The sequence below is a fragment of the Sphingobium sp. R-21 genome (genome assembly GCF_049913335.1).
Lineage (GTDB): Bacteria > Pseudomonadota > Alphaproteobacteria > Sphingomonadales > Sphingomonadaceae > Sphingobium.
This window is the reverse complement of sequence record NZ_CP184375.1, coordinates 294,439-309,656: the sequence shown is the minus strand read 5'-3', so window position 1 is coordinate 309,656 and position 15,218 is coordinate 294,439. Positions and strand designations below refer to the sequence as shown.

The window sequence follows — 15,218 nt, the reverse complement described above, 5'->3', positions numbered from 1 at the left end:
ACCATGCCCTTCTTCTCCTCGGTCGGCTTGATGGGCGCCTCTGCAATAGTCCTGCGGCCGACATCTGGCTCGCCAGGGCAAGGTTGAAGGGCGCCTCTGTCTTGTCGCGCTTTGCTGGTGTGCCTGTATCGGTCACGGATCTGCAGGACTGGATTTGCGGGCGCACGCCTCCCCCACGCCATAATGAAGGCCTCAACGATCCGCTCTCCGTCGCGGCCCTTTTTCATTTCGCACTCTCAGCGAGCGACAGCCATGATCCGGTCGCCCGAGCGACACTCAAAGTCTCCCGCACGCTGTTGGACGACCGAAAGGAGGCAGCGTTGTGGGCGCCTGAAGATCTTGTTCGCTTCGGTCCCGCATGGCGGACGGCTCAGATGCTGCTTGAGGCCCCCTATTCCGCACCGTCCTTCCTCGGGATCGCGCAGCGTCTGATCGACGCGAGGGGGAGCCTCGACACACCGGTTGGCGAAGGTCATCTGGTCACGACAGCCGATGGGCGCCAATGGCGCATAGATCCCCGGCGTTTCGATGTGGGCTGGATACTCGCCTGCCATCTTCCCGGCGCCATGTTCGCGGCAGGGCTGAGCTTACGTGCGTTACCGGCCTTCGTCGAACTGCCACGCTTTCTGCCAGATGATGCCAGTTTGCTGGCGGAGCAGATTGCGGCCATGGTTGCGCGCGAAGCGAAACGGGGACTGGCCGAACTGGGACGGCTGGAGGCAAAGCTCGCGCAACTCCCAACGGATGCGCGCGTGACACGGCGCAGCAAGGCTCCACTGTTGATGCGGCTTGAGCTTGCTTATCCGGGCCTCAGCAAGGTTGCGGTCGCCCACTTGCTGGGCATTTCCCATCAAGGCGCAACGAAATTGATCGCACAGGTGGAGAGGCTGACGGGGCGCCTTTGAACCTGGGCGAGCCAGTCCTTATCCAAATTTCTTCAACCAATAATATCATGGCCTGGTTATAAGGTTTCTAAGGAAGTTAAAGAGTTAATCGGTTCGGCTTGCGGTACGAATCGCAGGAAAAGCACGAGTCGGTTGTTCTGTCCTGTTCCCATAAGATCGATAGTTCGTTCCCGTAATGTCGATACTGTCGTTCCTGAAATGTCGGGTAAGCGTTCCCGAAGGGGCGAAGACCGTTCCTGTAATGTCGAAGCTCGCCTGGCGGTGGGGATTGGTGGGAGGAGATTGAATCATATTCGTGCGGGGTGTTGGAGAGGACGTTCAAATTCTTTGAGTAGGTGGAAGGAATGGAGCCGCCTGCAGCTTGGTTGTTGGGTGCCGTTCGAGTAACCCGACACTTCGGGAACGCACCTTGCGTTGAAAGAGGGATATGTCGAGGCATCCGCTGAAAATCGCTGCTTCCGCATGGAAATCGGTGATGTCGGCTGAACGGAAGGCGGAGAGCATCGGCGGACTTCGTCCGTTCCACCTGTGATGCTGATCTTCGGATGAGCGGTGCTGGAGCGGTCTGATCCATGATCAGGAAATCGCGATATCGGGGAAATCCAGAGCAGCGACCCGGTGCGGTCGGGTTCGGCGTGTCCTAGAGACGGTGCCGGTTCTTCTCGTGGAAGCGGCGGACGAAGCCGATAAATGCCTTTTGATAATTGACCGGCGTGCGTGCGGGATCGGCTTCGAGCCAGTCGCGAAATTCCCGATGGAGCGTCTGATAATCCCAGCCCGGATATTCCGCGCGAAGGGTCGCCATGGTTGCGTCCGTGATTTCGCCGGCGGTCGCCTTGGCGGACATTCCGGCCAAGGTCTTGCGGATCATGCTGCCGGCATCGATCAGCATGTCTTCGTCGGCGGACGCAGGCGTGGGGCTGGTGATACGGCCGGACTGGGGTGCCGCCCCTACTGTCGGGGTGGGTGCTACCGAGCGAGGCAGATCGTTGGAGCGACGACGGCGCATGCGAAGCGAGGGTTCGCGCTTGCCGTCGGGCTGTTCCAGTTCCACCGCATAGCCCGGCAGAGGATCGCGCTCTGCAATCTTGGCGATCTCGAATTTGAAGCGGCGATAGGGCCCTTCGGCGCCCGACTTTTCGAAAAGTGTCGGCAGGGAGATGGAGAAGCCCCCCTCCCCTGCCCCACCGGCATGTTTGCGTGCAACCTTGTAGAGCCAGCGTTCGCGCCCGCCGGTCAGGTCGAAATAGGCGCGGTCGATGCTGAGCACTCCACCCTGCATCAGCACGCCCTCATAGAACCAGTTGCTGAGTTCGATGGTCATGCCGCGGGATCGTTCGGTGCGTTCATCGACGAGCTGGGTCCAGCCGTCGAGCCAGCTGAAAGTGGCTTCCCGGCGGTTTTCGGCGCGAATGTTGGTCTTGATGGTGGTGGAGACGAGCCGGTCGAGCGACTGGCCGAGCAGTTCATAGGCGCGGCCGGTGGTAGGGCGGTGGATGGCGCGCAGCAGGTCATAGGGCATGAGATGCAGCTTGCGCGGAATGTCGTTGAGCCCGCGGCGCGCCATGTCGGCCAGCACCGAGGCGCAGTAGATCAATATGTCGGCGTCCCAGATGGTGGCCATGCCATAGTCGGGATTGGCGGAGACATGGACCCAGGCCTTGCCATCGGGGGAGGTGTAGTCGATCGGCTTGACCCGTTTTGTCTTGGCGAGACTGAAAAAGGGGCGCTCCATCATCTCGCGCTGATCGCGCAAGGGCATGTCCGCAATATAGGGGAGGAAGAGCTCGAACTGGTCGGTGATCTCTGTCCTGGCGGTGCGGGTCATGGGCGGATCCTGAAGATGAACGGCGGCGCATGGCGGGTGAGGCGGAGCCTCGGCAGGGCTGGACCGCGGCAATTCCATGAACGAGACGGCGACTGGGCGCGGGTTTTGAAATGATGGTGGGAGCGTGCGGTGGGCCGGATGGTGGAGTTGGGGTGTGGGTGGGTGTGGTTGTTTCCCCGGGGAAACGAGGAGCCGGAAGGGGAGGGGGAGAGAGAGACTGTTTCCCCGGGGAAACAGCTGGCAGGCGCGAGGAGGCTGGCGGCGCCTGCCTTCCTGCTTCCTGGATCAGATTGTGCCCCCCCAGCCTCCATCAGCGTTGAAGTCCCATGCCCTGGCGTTCGAGATGTTCGAGCGTGTCGCGCAGGGCGGTGGCGAGCGTTTCCATGTCGGCGCCCGACCCGGCGTGGAGGCGGATGGTGATGCCCTGCCGATTGACCGATTGCACGGTCAGCGCGGGGCGGCCGTAGCGGGTGGTCCAGGTGAAGGGTTCCTCCCTGGGCGCGGACTGCGCAATGCGCGGGGCGTCAAGCAGGCGCTTGAGCGCTTCCGCCGCGGGGATGGGGGCAGCGCCCGCCGCGCGCAGGGCACGCTGTTCGGAGGAGAGGCGGCCAGCCTCCGCCCGGATGGCCGGTGCCGCCTTCGGATTGTCCAGCGCCTGGGCCAGCGCATAGGCAGGCTTCAGCTGGACGTCGGCCGGAGAGGCGAAGGCGTGGATCACCGCGTCCTCGATTCCCGCGACCTTGATCATCTTGCTGAGCCACCCCTTGGAAAGCTTCAGCCGTTCGGCCATTCGGGTGAGGTGGCTGCCATAATGGGCCTTGAGCGCTTCCGCATAGTTGCGCGCGCGTTCGAGGTCCGACACGTCCTTGCGCGCGCGGTTTTCGAGGTCGGCGAGGCGGAAGGCGGCCTCATCGTCGAGCTGGGCGACCTGCGCCACGAACATCATGTCGGAATAGCTGTTGGCGCGCAGCCAACTGATCGACCAGTGGCGGCGGGTGCCCGCGATCACTTCATAATCATGGTCGGGATCGCCTTCGATCCGGCGGACCACCGCAGGCACCTTCTGCCCGCCTTCCGCGATGATCGAGTCGATCAGTTCACGGCAATTTTCCGCATCGAGATGCGCGTAGAGGCGGGCATTGCCGCTCCAGATCCGGACCTTTGCCGGGTCCAGCAGCAATTGCGTGACCTGCCGCACCTCTCCGGAAGCAAGGCGGGCGAGGGCGGATTCGCGGCCGAGCAGGGTGGTGCCCCGCGCGCGATCCTGGCGTGGCGCGACCGGCGAGGGGTCGGGAGGCGAGGGGGTCGGGCTCACTTCCTCCGGCTCGACCGATGGCGCCGCTGTCGCCTCCGGCTCGTCGGCGAGAAGGGCGGCCAGATAGTCGGATTGCTTACGCGCCATGACATTCCCCTTCGACCATATGGGAACATATCGTGAACATATGGATGAGGCCTTCACGCCGCATTGACGATGTCCTCTTCCCGCGCCGGGGCCACGCGGCCCCAGCCCTGGCGCACCAGCGCCTCGATCTGGCCCATGGCCTCGTCCAGATTGGCGCGGCACCGCTTGTGGGTGCGCGGCGTGCCGATCGGCTTCTCCAGCTCATAGACGGTCATCATGCGCAGCGCCGCATGGCTGATCTCCGCGCTGTCGAGAATGGGAATGGGCAGGAGGGCCGGGCCGAAGCTCTGTTCCATGATCGCGCGGACCATCGAATGGCTGGGATCATTGCTGTCGAATTTCGAGCAGAGCAGGCGGACGAACTGATAGTCGACCTCTATCCCGGCCTGCTGGAGCTGGCCGATCACCTGGTCCATCATCGAAAGGAACTGGACCGTGGAGCAGAAGTCGGGCGTGGTCGCGGCCAGCGGCACCAGCAGGGCATTGGCCGCCTGCATCACGGCGAGGCTGATCGTGCCGAGCGCTGGCGGCGGATCGAGCAGCACCACGTCATAATGGCGGGCGAGATCCATCAGGCCCTGTTTCAGCTTGCGGAACCGCGCCGCGAGGACGGAGCCGCCATCGCTGCCTGCGGCCGCCAGCTCATATTCGACGTCGAACAGTTCCAGATTGGACGGGATCAGGTCGACATTGGGCCAGGCCGTGTGCTTGACCGCATAGAGCAGGTCGACCTGCGTCGGGTCGATCGACAGATAGGGGTAGAGCGTCTCTTCCCGCTGGATGTTGAAATGCGGGTTGAAGCCGAACAAGGTGGTGGTAGTGGCCTGGCTGTCGCAGTCGACCACCAGCACGCGATAGCCCTGCACCGCGAAATAATGGGCGAGATGGGTGGTGACGGTCGACTTGCCGACGCCGCCCTTGAAATTCTGCACCGCGATGATGGCGGGAATGTCCAGCGGGGCGCGTTCGGGCGAGGCGCCCAGCACCTGCCGCATGTTCAGCAGCTCCTCCACCTTGTAGCCGGGGCGGCGTCCATTTTCGGTCGGCGGGGCAGGGGGGAGGCGTCCGTCCTCCTCCGCCATGCGAATACGATTCGTGGAGCAGCCGAGCAGTTGCGCCGCCTCCGCAATGCCGAAGCGGATGTTGAGTTCCTTCCGGCTATCCGGCAGAAACGCCTTGCGGCGCAGGCGTTCGACCATCTTTTCGCCGGCCTCCGCCAGATCCCCGATCTGGGTCACCACTGCGTTCATTCCTGCCCTCTTGCGCGAAGTTGAAGCTTGTTCAGGGTATATGTGGCATAAATAGTTCAAATTGGCAAATGAATGGGGATTGAGATGTGGTAGCGGGAAAGGGGCGGGTTGGAAGCTGTGTTAGGGTGGCGAGGTTGAGAGGTCAGGATGGGTGGAAGGCGGAATGTCAGCTTTCCGGCACAAAAGTTCAAAAACGGCCGTTTATTGCTCGGCCATAACCGCCCACGTAAGGCAGACAATCTTACCGATCAAAATCAAATCACTCGGCATGTTTTAAGACGAAATGCATGGGCAATGCCCGCATCGGACAAGGCTTGTCCAAGTTGGCCACTTAGAAAGACGGCTCGCATTAATGTCGGATCCATCCAAACATCCGGACCATCAAGTGAAAATTTTGAAACCGCAATGTCGCCATCTTGAACAACAAAGGGCATATTCCAGCGCGTTCCAGCGACACCAAACGGTCTTTTTGCAAGCGTTTCATCTGGCAAAAAGGCCGTCTTCACATTCCCAAATATCCAAGTGAAACAATCCCCCGGAATGCGCGTAAGATTGTCATTCTGATAAACACCCTCGCTTACCGAATACAGCGCGCCTCCCCCTAGATCGAACTGACGCAATATTTTGGCAGCCTTTTCAGAAACGATGTATTGGCCATTGGCGCAAAAGAGATCAGGAACAGAAGAAAGCGCAGGCGCATCTTCTTCCTGACTGCCCCATATCCGTTTTGGGCAAGCGCCTTCCTGCACAGGGGCGCCCTTTTTTAAAAGATTGATGCCTTCAAGAAAGATGTCCGAATGCCGAAGGTCATTTGTCACAAACAGGCTGACCTCTGAATCCGCCAGCATGTCACTAACCCAAACAATGTCGTTCATGGCCCCCTCTTTCAGACCTCGCGCCAATTTCGCGCACGCGCAATCATTCCGTCAATACGCGCGCGGTGCCATCTGCAAAACGCTAATTTTCCAGACTAAGCGGCTCGCAGTCCCCGAAAGCCGCTCTTCCCGCTTCCGCCTCTGTAACCCTGTCTCAAAATCTACGTCCGGAAATGGGTGGCTGATCCCCCGCCTAAACGGCGAGAAATGGTCGCTAGCCGCCCTGCTCCGGTAAATTTAACATAACGCAATGCCGTGGTGTTTGGATCAATCAGCGCTCGCCCGGTCAATAGACCAATCATTCTGGTGGATTGATATCCGTCCGAAGGCGACCGTGCGGGCGCGTGCGGAGTATGATGTGGGCGAGGGCGGCGGCAACCATGTCCGGCGCCGGACCACCGATACCGCCGATCAAACCGAAGGTGCGAAATCTGGCGACGCGGCGGCCAACAGCGGCAGATAAGGCTGTATGATGGAGGAACTGATGCCAGCAGTCATCGCGGTCTGACGCTTGTTTCCTTGATACGGCCGTCCAGCATGGAGATCTGCACGTCGGCTGCCGCCGCGACATCGGGATCATGGGTGACGCACACCACCGCGCGACCCTGATCATGAGCAAGATTGCGAAACATCTCGACCACGCGGGCGCTGTTTTGGCTGTCGAGATTGCCTGTGGGTTCGTCGCCCAGCACCAGTGCGGGATCATTGGCGATGGCGCGGGCGATGGCGACGCGCTGGCGCTCGCCGCCGGAGAGGCGATCAGGCGTCTTCGCGCTTTTCTCTCCAAGACCCATGCCTTCAAGCAACGCCTGCGCCTTTGCCTGTATTTCCGCCAGCGGGAGCTTGCCGAGTCTGCGCATGGGCAGCATGACATTTTCCAGCGCCGTGAACTCCGGCAGAAGGAAGTGGAACTGGAAGACAAAGCCGAAGCTCGCCAACCGGATCCGGGCGCGCGCGTCGCCGCGCAGCGAGTTCATGTCCTGCCCATTGAACAGCACCCGTCCGGATGTCGGCCGATCGAGCAGGCCGAGCAGATAGAGCAGCGAGGATTTGCCGCAGCCCGACGGCCCGACGATGGCGACGAAGGTGGCTGGCTGGATCGACAGGGACACGTCGGAGACCAGCGTCACCGGCGGCGTGCCGGGCAGGCTGCGGGACAGGTCCTGAACCTCTATGATCGCGCTCATACCGCGCCCCGCAATATGTCGACCGGATCGACGCGCGCCGCCTTTCGCGCGGGGAGCCATGCGGCAACCACCCCCGAGATCAGGGACGCTGCCGCTGCGATCGCATATTGACGCGCGGAGCGGTCCAGCGGCAGGCGTTGGTCTTCGCCCGCGATGGGGAATTTGAGCGAGCCGAGGATTGCCATCAGCCCGTAGCCCAGCAGCCATCCGGCGACGATGCCGATCAATGCCAGGGCGAGACCTTCGAATACGAAGATCAGTTGTAGATCGCGCTCTGAAAAGCCCATCGAGCGCATGATAGCGATGTCGCGCCTTTTGTCGGACACGCTGTTGGATACGACCGTGTAGATGCCGAAGCTGGCGACCAGCAGGATAGCCGACACGACGCTGTACATGATGACGTTGCGGGTCACGAGCAGGGAGAGGAAGTCGGCGGAACGCTCCTGCCAGCTTTCCGCCTTATAGGCATAGCGCGCCTCCAGGCGGCGGCTGATCGGCTCGGCCTCATAGGGATCGGCAAGGCGGACGCCGATGCGGTTGATGATGAAGGGACGGCCGAGCAGTGATTGTGCTTCCCGCAGCAGGACATAGCCCAGGCCGGACGAAATCTGCGTCTGGCCGCGCTTGAACAGGCCGACGATGCGGAGCGACCGGCTCTTTCCCGAAGCGGAGGTCGCGCCAACCACATCGCCCACGCCAAGGCCAAGCCGTCGGGCCATTTCCTCGCCTATGATAATGCCGCCCTGCGTGCTTTCGAGGTCGCGCAGGCGTCCGATGCGCAACTGGTCCTGGATCGTGCTGACCTTTTCCTCGATCGCCGGATCGACGCCCACGACGGTCAATGCTTCCTCGCGTCCGCCGCTGCGCAGGGTGATCGCGCCGCTGAGGCTGGGCGAACCGATGGCGCCGGGCACCGCGTCGACGGCACGCAATATCTCCGGCCAGCCTTTAAGCCCACGCACTTCGTTGCGGACCTTGTAGTGGCGAAGGTCCACAGCCGCGCCCTTGTAGTGGCTGATGCCGGGTTGAGGCGGCGGGCTGCGCAGCTCGTCGGAAATGATGATGTGCGGGGCGGCGTCGATCAGTGTCTTGATGAAGTCATTCTGGCTGCCGATCATCATGGCCGACACGGCGAGGAAGAATCCGACGCCGACGGCCACCCCGCTTACCGCGACGACGGTCTGGCGGCGACGGCCGACAAGATGACGGGCGGCGACGCTGGCCAGCAGCCGCAACTGGCCGGTCATCGTCGCACCCGAACGCGCATATCGTCCTTGAGCTTCCCTTCCGGCGTCTTCACCACCATGTCGCCACGCGACAGGCCGGAGAGGATCTGCACGTCGTTGGTCCCGGCAATGCCGGTGCGGACAGGTTTCGCATGAACGCGATTGTCGCGAACGATCCACACTTTGCCGTCTTCAATCGCGGTTGCGGGCACCAGCAGCGCTTGTTGCGCCCTGCGCGTGACGATGTTCACCTCCAACGTCAGGCCCAGCGGCAGCGCCACCGCGCCGTCGGTCACGATGCGGGCGCGAAAGGCGCGTTGTTCGGGATCGCCGCCCGGCGTCACCTCGCGCACATGACCATGCAGCACCCGGCCGGGCCAGGCGTCGCTCGACATCAATGCTTCCTGACCGGCACGAACGCGGGAAACGTCGCGTTCATCTACGGTGGCCGTGATCCATATGCGGGAAGGATCGCCCAGCGTCATGAGGATGCGGCCGGGGCTGGCGAGATCGCCGGGCTCCACATCCCGGCGCAGCACGACGCCGTCGATGCCCGACCGCACGATCATCTGGTCGAGCCGCGCGCGGGCGCTGTCTTCCGCCGCTCTCCCGCTTTGGGCGGCGGCTACGGCCGAGTCCCGTGCAGCGCGGGTGACCCAGCCCTTGGCGAAAAGCGTGAGCACGCGCCGCTCATCCTGCTGCGCAAGGCGGCGTTGCGCAGCCGCCTGTTGCAGCGCGTGGCGCTGCTCCTCGTCATCGAGAAGGATCAGCGGCTGACCGCGCACGACAGTTTGCGCTTCCTCAGCCAATACCTGGCGAACCGGAGCGGTGAGACGGGCCGAGACCGAAACGGGCTGCTGCGCCTCCACGAAGCCGGTGGCATAGACCAGTTCGACGGCCTGGCCGATACGGACGGGCGCGAGTTCGACCTTGTGCGCTTGGCTCGCGAGCAACCACCATGCCGCAGCCACCGCGACCAGCGCGAGCGGCAACAGCCAGAGCGCGATGCGTTTCATAAGAGGGTATATAGCATCACGCCAAGACCATTGCCTGCCCGTATCGATTTTTGTCCTGCTATTTCGATCCGACCGGAATCTGACGCGGCTTGCTTGCTTCCGTGGCGAGACGGGGGACGATGACTTTCAGCAGGCCCTTTTCCAAATGGGCGCTGGCCTTGTCCGCATCGGCTTCGAACGGAAGTGCAACGCGGCGCAGATAGCTGCCCCGACTGCGCTCGATCAGATGATAATTCTTCTTTTCATCCTTTTCCTCGCGGTCTTCCTTATGCTCGGCCTTTATGGTCAGGATATCGTCCTGCACGTCGAGAGACACGTCCTTTTCGTCAAAGCCTGGCAGTTCGGCGGTCAGTTCCAAGCCCTTGTCCGTTTCCGCAATGTCGACGCGGGGGAGGTTGAAGCCCCTGTTCCCGCCATCGCCGTTGGTGAGCCAGCCACGGCCGAGATCGTCGCTCAGGCGATCCATTTCCTTGCGCATCTCGGCAAAGGGATCAAAGCCGGTGCGGAAGAGATTGCTGCGCCCAAAGGGGATGAGTGAACGAAAATCAGTCATTTGTCCTTCTCCTGCTTTTGTGAAACTGGCGGTTCGCCGGGATGGTGCATCATCTGATGCTGTTGCCGGCGTTCGGCTGGATCATGCATCGCGCGGCAATGCTCCATCGCTCCGGGCATGGGACGCCCCTGCTGCATCGGCATGGCGCCCGATTGCATCATGTGCCCGCCTGCCCGGTCATGCATTGGGCAGTCCATCTTAGGCGCGGCCGGGGGTGACGGCGCGCGGGGCGGAGCGGTCTGCGCCGACGCTCCGACTATGAGCGAAAGGTTGAGCAGCGCGGCACTGGCGACATGGCGGCGCATGGGTCATTCTCCATTATAGAGTCCATGCTGAATTGTCGTCCGGAGCAGGATGCCGCGCCATAAGTAGAGTCACGCAGTCGGCATCGGCGGGACAAGGACGGCCGCGCCCTTGACCCTGCCTTCGCGCAGGCTTTGCAATGCCTGATTGGCTTGATCGAGGGGAAAGCTTTGGGTGACGATGTGCAGTTCCATGCCGCCGATCAGTTCGAAAAAGGAGGTGCCGTCTTCCCGCGTCAGGTTGGCCACCGACAGGATCTGTCTTTCCTCCCACAGGTCGGCATAAGGGAAGGAGGGGATGTCGCTCATGTGGATGCCTGCGCATATTACGCGGCCACCTTTCTTGACCGATCGCAGGGCACGGGGAACGAGTTCGCCGGCCGGGGCGAAGATCAGCGCGGCGTCGAGAAGCGCAGGCGGTTTTTCGGAGGAGCCGCCCGCCCAGGCACAGCCAAGCGAACGGGCAAAGTCCTGCCCCGCTGTGTCGCCGTCTCGGGTGAACGCGTAGACGGTACGCTGCTGATGCCGGGCGACCTGCGCCAATATGTGCGCGGCGGCGCCGAAGCCGTAGAGGCCGATGACGTTTGCCGGGCCGGCCAACCGCAATGCTCTCCACCCGATCAGGCCAGCACAGAGGAGGGGGGCGGCCTCCACGTCGGAAAAGCAATCGGGCAGGTCGAAGCAATATCGCGCGTCGGCGATCGCATGGCTCGCATAGCCCCCGTCGCGGGTGGCTCCGGTGAAGAGCGGAGCGTCGCAGAGATTTTCTCGCCCTGCCCGGCAATAGGGGCAGATGTCGCATGTGTGCCCGAGCCAGGGGACGCCCACGCGCTGGCCTATGGTGAAGCCCTCAACGTCGGTTCCCCGTGCCGCGACGCGGCCGACAATCTCATGGCCTGGTATGATGGGATAGTGGGCGGAGATTTCGCCGTCGAGGACATGCAGATCGGTCCGGCAGACACCACAGGCAGCGACTTCGATCAGAAGTTCGCCGGGTCCGGGATCGGGGATGGGGCGTTCGATCCGCCGGAGGGCAGCGCCCGGCGCGGGGATCTGCATCGCCACCATCTGCTTCATTGCACGTTGTCCGCCGAACGCAGGGAAAAACCGAACAGCATAAGCATCACGCCTTGCGATATGAGGTCTATGGCGAGCACCATGCCCAGCAGCCAGAGGCAGCTCCACGGCCACGAAACCGCCACCAGCACGGCTCTGGTGGCATAATACACGATCACGCCCTGATTCGCCGCAGAGACCTTATCGCATCGCCACCCGCTTGAGCGCTTCGGCACAGAGGAGGTAGGCGGCGACCAGTGCTGCCGTCACCATGAGGATGCCCGGCGGAGGCGCGGAGAAACCCAACGTAGGCGCGAACGGGAGGAAAGGCAGGGCGATCGCCGTGCCGAGGCAGAGGCTGGCGCTCATTACGAGCAGGCGGTGCGGCCGTTGCCGCCACAAGGGCGATGAGTGCCGCAAAGGTCGCGATGTCGAACAGTGACGACAAGGGCCCCATGATGAGGGTGAAGTGAACGAGGCCGCGCATGTCCCATCCACGCGACGTGGCAAGATCGCCGCCTTCTGCCCGGTCAAACGCTATGCCTGTCTGCGACAAATCATAGAGCATGTTGTTGAGCAGGATCTGGACCGGCGTCAGCGGCAGGAAGGGCAGGAACAGCGACGCGAGCGCCATCGTCAACATGCGGCATTGTCATCGTGCAGCTTGATGAGGCTTGCCTTGAGCGTAGCGTCGAGCGGCATGATCGTTCCGTCTGGCACTTGCGCCTGATCGCACAGGTCCAGGATCGTTTCTGGCGCCCCTTTGACGATCTCGATCCTGTCTCCTTCCTGCTCAGCCAACACCGATACGCGCCGTCTTTCGAAATCAAAGGGCCGTTCGTCGCCGCACATGCTGTCAGCTGGCATGAGCCGCCAGGCTTTTCCTGGCGATCCGGACGGTGGGATCGTCGGGATCCGCGATGGTGACGAAGCCAAGTTCCCGTTCCATGCGCAGGGCCGCCTCGTGATCTGCGGACTCGATAGACTCGATCGTCTCGATTCCCTCCGCCTTCGCATAGCGCAGGACATGTTCGAACAAGGTCCAGCTGAGGCCCTTGCCCTTCATGTCGGTGCGCGTGCTGAGTGCGATCTCCGCGCGGGTGCGATCAGGATCGGTCGCGAGCATGGCGATGGCGAGGAGGTCGCCCTCCTCTCCGAAGGCGACGAAGCTGATGGTGCGGACATAATCCACGCGGGTCATCATCGCGATCTGCTCGCGGCTGACCTTGGCTACGCCCGACATGAAGCGGAAGCGCAGGTCTTCGGGCGAGACATGGTCGAAAAGGGCCGCCACGGCGGGCCCGTCGTCAGGGCGCACCGGCCGCACATGGAAGCGAAGGCCCTGCTCCGTGACGAGGTCGGACGTCCATCCTTCCGGCGGCGCGCGCAGGACAAGGCGGGATGCCGTTGCCGCCCCGGCGGTGATACGCGCCCGTGCATCAAGGGCGATGACGCCGGCCGCGCTCACGATCAGGGGGTTGATGTCCAGTTCCATCAGGTCGGGAAGGTCGACCGCCATGGCCGACACGGCGTCCAGCACATCGGCGACGCTTTCCACATCGGCTGCCGGGACGTTGCGATATCCGGCGAGCATCCGGGAGACATGCGTCCGCGCAATGAGGGCGTCAGCCTGCGCATGGTCGATCGGGAGGAGGTCGATGGCCTTGTCGTCGAGAAGTTCAGTCGCGACCCCGCCCGCGCCAGCCATGATGATGGGGCCGAAAGCCGGATCGGTGCTGAGGCCCACGATCATCTCCCTCCCGTCTTCCACATTTATCATGTCCTCGACGGCGAACCCCTGGATGCGGGCCTCGGGCAAGTCGTGGCGGATGCGCCGTTCCATCTCTCGCGCGGCGGCCACGGCAGCCCCGGCGTCTGGCAGGTCGAGCGCGACCCCGCCCACATCCGATTTGTGCGGCAGGTCGCGCGAGACGATCTTCACCGCATAGGGCGCGCTCAGCCAGCAGCAGGCCTCTTCCACGGCGTCCGCCGAAGCGGCAAAGCGCGTGGGGGCGACAGGGATGCCATAGGCTTCCAGCAGCTTCTTCACCTTGATTTCGGAGAGCGTCGTGCATCCGTCCGCCTGCGCACCGGAGATGATGGCGCGGGCGGCGGCACGGTCGGCCTGCACATCGCGCGACCGGGCGGGCGCTTCCGTCAGGCTCTCGCGCAGGCGGCGAGCCTGGGCCAGATAGCCAAAGGCGCGGACGGCGTCATCGGGTGTCGAAAAGACCGGGATGCCCGCCGCCGCGAAGACGGGCCTTACCCTGTCGCTGTTGGCGTCACCGAGCCAGCAAGCCAGGACAGGCTTGCGGATGCGATCCTGCGCCGCCGCCGCGACTTCGCGGCAGATAGCCAGCGCCGTTTCCCTCGCTTCGCTGCGTGCGGTCGGGCAGTTCATGAGCAGCACCGCGTCGCTCCCGCTGTCGCGCAGGATGGCTCGTACAGCAGCGGCATAGCGGCCTGGGTCCGCGTCGCCCAATATATCGACGGGATTGGCGCGCGGCGAACCTGCGGGCGTGACCTCCGCAAGGGAGGCGATCGTTTCCGGCGCCAATGACGCGAGCTGCCCATCCGCCTGCGCCAAGGCATCAACCGCCAATATGCCGGCGCCGCCGCCATTGGTCAGGATCGCCAGGCGATTGCCGGGAATTGGCTCACAGGCGCAGAGGATCTCGGCGGCGTCGAACAGTTCCGTCAGGCTGTCCACCAGCAGGATCCCGGCGCGTTCGAAGGCGGCTTTATACACATCATAGGAGCCGATCATGGCCCCTGTGTGCGAAAGGGTCGCTTGCGCGGCGAGCTGGCTTTTGCCGGCCTTGATCGCAATGATCGGCTTATGGAGCGCAGCCGCGCGAGCAGCTGCCATGAACTCGGCCGCCTCGGTGACGCCCTCCACATAGAGCAGAATGGCGTGGGTGTGCGCATCGGCCGCGAGCAGGTCGATCAGGTCGCCAAGATTTGCATCGGTCATGTCGCCTGCGGAAATGATGCCGGAAAAGCCCACCCGGCGGGTTTGCGCCCAATCAAGTACTGCGGTGATGAGCGCGCCGCTCTGCGAGATGAGGCCAAGATTGCCCGGCAGCGCCGGGGTGCAGGCGAAGGTAGCGTTGATCCGCGCATGGGGCGCCATGATGCCCAGGCAATTGGGTCCGACGATCCGCATGTCGTGCCGCTGGGCCGCGGCCCTGATCGCGTGGTGAAATGCGCTGGCATCGTGAAGACCCGCCGAGAGGATGACGGCGCAGCGGGAGCCGAGGGTTCCAAGCTCGTCGATGATGCCCGCCACGGTCGGTTCGGGCGTCATGATGACGGCAAGTTCGGGTGCGGCGGGCAGGTCGGCGAGGCTGGCGACCCATGTCGCGCCTTGTCGCGTCACCGGGTGAGGATTGACCACATGGATGCTACCTTCGAACCCGCCCGCGAGCAGATTGTCGAGGACGAGCGTGCCGATGGCGCCTTCCTCCTGCGATCCTCCGATCAGGGCGATGGTCCTGGCGTGAAGAAGCGGCGACAGATTGCGGATGGTCATGGCTGATTTCGTCCTTGGCTGGGATCGCGCGGGTACGCAGCGATCCTAGGAAGGGCGATGTCCATGGAGATATCCGTAAATGCCAC

Annotated in this window: 15 protein-coding genes; 1 reads left to right on the top strand and 14 read right to left on the bottom strand. The window is 63.1% G+C overall.

The window, feature by feature from the left end:
• The first annotated feature begins 374 nt into the window (after positions 1-374).
• Entirely contained in the window at positions 375-905 is a 531-nt protein-coding gene (locus tag ACN9MX_RS16230; protein ID WP_363832523.1) for a hypothetical protein, read from the top strand.
• A 640-nt stretch (positions 906-1,545) separates the two neighbouring features.
• Here the strand turns inward: ACN9MX_RS16230 and ACN9MX_RS16225 are convergent.
• From ACN9MX_RS16225 to ACN9MX_RS16160, 14 genes are all read right to left on the bottom strand, one after another.
• Positions 1,546-2,733, bottom strand: a complete 1,188-nt coding sequence (locus ACN9MX_RS16225) for a replication initiator protein A (protein WP_363832526.1) — start codon at positions 2,731-2,733, stop codon at positions 1,546-1,548.
• Between the two features lie 310 nt (positions 2,734-3,043).
• Positions 3,044-4,135, bottom strand: a complete 1,092-nt coding sequence (locus ACN9MX_RS16220) for a ParB/RepB/Spo0J family partition protein (RefSeq protein ID WP_363832529.1) — start codon at positions 4,133-4,135, stop codon at positions 3,044-3,046.
• Between the two features lie 53 nt (positions 4,136-4,188).
• Positions 4,189-5,385, bottom strand: a complete 1,197-nt coding sequence (locus tag ACN9MX_RS16215) for an AAA family ATPase (RefSeq protein ID WP_013054122.1) — start codon at positions 5,383-5,385, stop codon at positions 4,189-4,191.
• Between the two features lie 254 nt (positions 5,386-5,639).
• Entirely contained in the window at positions 5,640-6,260 is a 621-nt protein-coding gene (locus ACN9MX_RS16210; protein WP_363832532.1) for a hypothetical protein, read from the bottom strand.
• Positions 6,261-6,754: 494 nt separating this feature from the next.
• Positions 6,755-7,447, bottom strand: a complete 693-nt coding sequence (locus ACN9MX_RS16205) for an ABC transporter ATP-binding protein (RefSeq protein WP_363832535.1) — start codon at positions 7,445-7,447, stop codon at positions 6,755-6,757.
• Positions 7,444-8,694, bottom strand: coding sequence for an ABC transporter permease (locus ACN9MX_RS16200; protein ID WP_363832537.1), 1,251 nt, complete (start codon positions 8,692-8,694; stop codon positions 7,444-7,446). The genes ACN9MX_RS16205 and ACN9MX_RS16200 overlap by 4 nt, the downstream gene beginning before the upstream one ends.
• Positions 8,691-9,689 (bottom strand): efflux RND transporter periplasmic adaptor subunit, encoded by a 999-nt coding sequence (locus ACN9MX_RS16195; protein ID WP_363832540.1) that lies wholly within the window; start codon positions 9,687-9,689, stop codon positions 8,691-8,693. Before ACN9MX_RS16195 ends, ACN9MX_RS16200 begins: the two co-directional genes overlap by 4 nt.
• Before the next feature lie 58 nt (positions 9,690-9,747).
• Entirely contained in the window at positions 9,748-10,242 is a 495-nt protein-coding gene (locus ACN9MX_RS16190; RefSeq protein ID WP_363736781.1) for an Hsp20/alpha crystallin family protein, read from the bottom strand.
• Entirely contained in the window at positions 10,239-10,547 is a 309-nt protein-coding gene (locus ACN9MX_RS16185; RefSeq protein WP_363832543.1) for a hypothetical protein, read from the bottom strand. The genes ACN9MX_RS16190 and ACN9MX_RS16185 overlap by 4 nt, the downstream gene beginning before the upstream one ends.
• A gap of 69 nt (positions 10,548-10,616) precedes the next feature.
• Positions 10,617-11,621: a zinc-dependent alcohol dehydrogenase family protein gene (locus ACN9MX_RS16180; RefSeq protein WP_363832545.1), complete on the bottom strand. Its 1,005-nt coding sequence runs from the start codon at positions 11,619-11,621 to the stop codon at positions 10,617-10,619.
• Positions 11,618-11,773 (bottom strand): hypothetical protein, encoded by a 156-nt coding sequence (locus ACN9MX_RS16175; RefSeq protein ID WP_426387715.1) that lies wholly within the window; start codon positions 11,771-11,773, stop codon positions 11,618-11,620. The genes ACN9MX_RS16180 and ACN9MX_RS16175 overlap by 4 nt, the downstream gene beginning before the upstream one ends.
• Before the next feature lie 2 nt (positions 11,774-11,775).
• Positions 11,776-12,243: a hypothetical protein gene (locus tag ACN9MX_RS16170; protein WP_363832550.1), complete on the bottom strand. Its 468-nt coding sequence runs from the start codon at positions 12,241-12,243 to the stop codon at positions 11,776-11,778.
• Positions 12,237-12,467 carry a hypothetical protein gene (locus ACN9MX_RS16165; RefSeq protein ID WP_363832553.1) on the bottom strand — a complete coding sequence of 77 codons (231 nt, stop codon included), beginning with the start codon at positions 12,465-12,467 and terminating at the stop codon, positions 12,237-12,239. The genes ACN9MX_RS16170 and ACN9MX_RS16165 overlap by 7 nt, the downstream gene beginning before the upstream one ends.
• A complete protein-coding gene (locus ACN9MX_RS16160) occupies positions 12,457-15,132 on the bottom strand; it encodes a bifunctional acetate--CoA ligase family protein/GNAT family N-acetyltransferase (protein ID WP_363832554.1) in 2,676 nt (891 codons plus the stop codon). Before ACN9MX_RS16160 ends, ACN9MX_RS16165 begins: the two co-directional genes overlap by 11 nt.
• Positions 15,133-15,218 lie beyond the last annotated feature (86 nt).

What these genes read in the sequence shown, in the direction of transcription:
- ACN9MX_RS16230 (WP_363832523.1), top strand. Translation starts at nt 375, where the DNA reads ATGCTGCTTGAGGCCCCCTATTCCGCACCGTCCTTCCTCGGGATCGCG.
- ACN9MX_RS16225 (WP_363832526.1), bottom strand. Translation starts at nt 2,733, where the DNA reads ATGACCCGCACCGCCAGGACAGAGATCACCGACCAGTTCGAGCTCTTC.
- ACN9MX_RS16220 (WP_363832529.1), bottom strand. Translation starts at nt 4,135, where the DNA reads ATGGCGCGTAAGCAATCCGACTATCTGGCCGCCCTTCTCGCCGACGAG.
- ACN9MX_RS16215 (WP_013054122.1), bottom strand. Translation starts at nt 5,385, where the DNA reads ATGAACGCAGTGGTGACCCAGATCGGGGATCTGGCGGAGGCCGGCGAA.
- ACN9MX_RS16210 (WP_363832532.1), bottom strand. Translation starts at nt 6,260, where the DNA reads ATGAACGACATTGTTTGGGTTAGTGACATGCTGGCGGATTCAGAGGTC.
- ACN9MX_RS16205 (WP_363832535.1), bottom strand. Translation starts at nt 7,447, where the DNA reads ATGAGCGCGATCATAGAGGTTCAGGACCTGTCCCGCAGCCTGCCCGGC.
- ACN9MX_RS16200 (WP_363832537.1), bottom strand. Translation starts at nt 8,694, where the DNA reads ATGACCGGCCAGTTGCGGCTGCTGGCCAGCGTCGCCGCCCGTCATCTT.
- ACN9MX_RS16195 (WP_363832540.1), bottom strand. Translation starts at nt 9,689, where the DNA reads ATGAAACGCATCGCGCTCTGGCTGTTGCCGCTCGCGCTGGTCGCGGTG.
- ACN9MX_RS16190 (WP_363736781.1), bottom strand. Translation starts at nt 10,242, where the DNA reads ATGACTGATTTTCGTTCACTCATCCCCTTTGGGCGCAGCAATCTCTTC.
- ACN9MX_RS16185 (WP_363832543.1), bottom strand. Translation starts at nt 10,547, where the DNA reads ATGCGCCGCCATGTCGCCAGTGCCGCGCTGCTCAACCTTTCGCTCATA.
- ACN9MX_RS16180 (WP_363832545.1), bottom strand. Translation starts at nt 11,621, where the DNA reads ATGAAGCAGATGGTGGCGATGCAGATCCCCGCGCCGGGCGCTGCCCTC.
- ACN9MX_RS16170 (WP_363832550.1), bottom strand. Translation starts at nt 12,243, where the DNA reads ATGTTGACGATGGCGCTCGCGTCGCTGTTCCTGCCCTTCCTGCCGCTG.
- ACN9MX_RS16165 (WP_363832553.1), bottom strand. Translation starts at nt 12,467, where the DNA reads ATGCCAGCTGACAGCATGTGCGGCGACGAACGGCCCTTTGATTTCGAA.
- ACN9MX_RS16160 (WP_363832554.1), bottom strand. Translation starts at nt 15,132, where the DNA reads ATGACCATCCGCAATCTGTCGCCGCTTCTTCACGCCAGGACCATCGCC.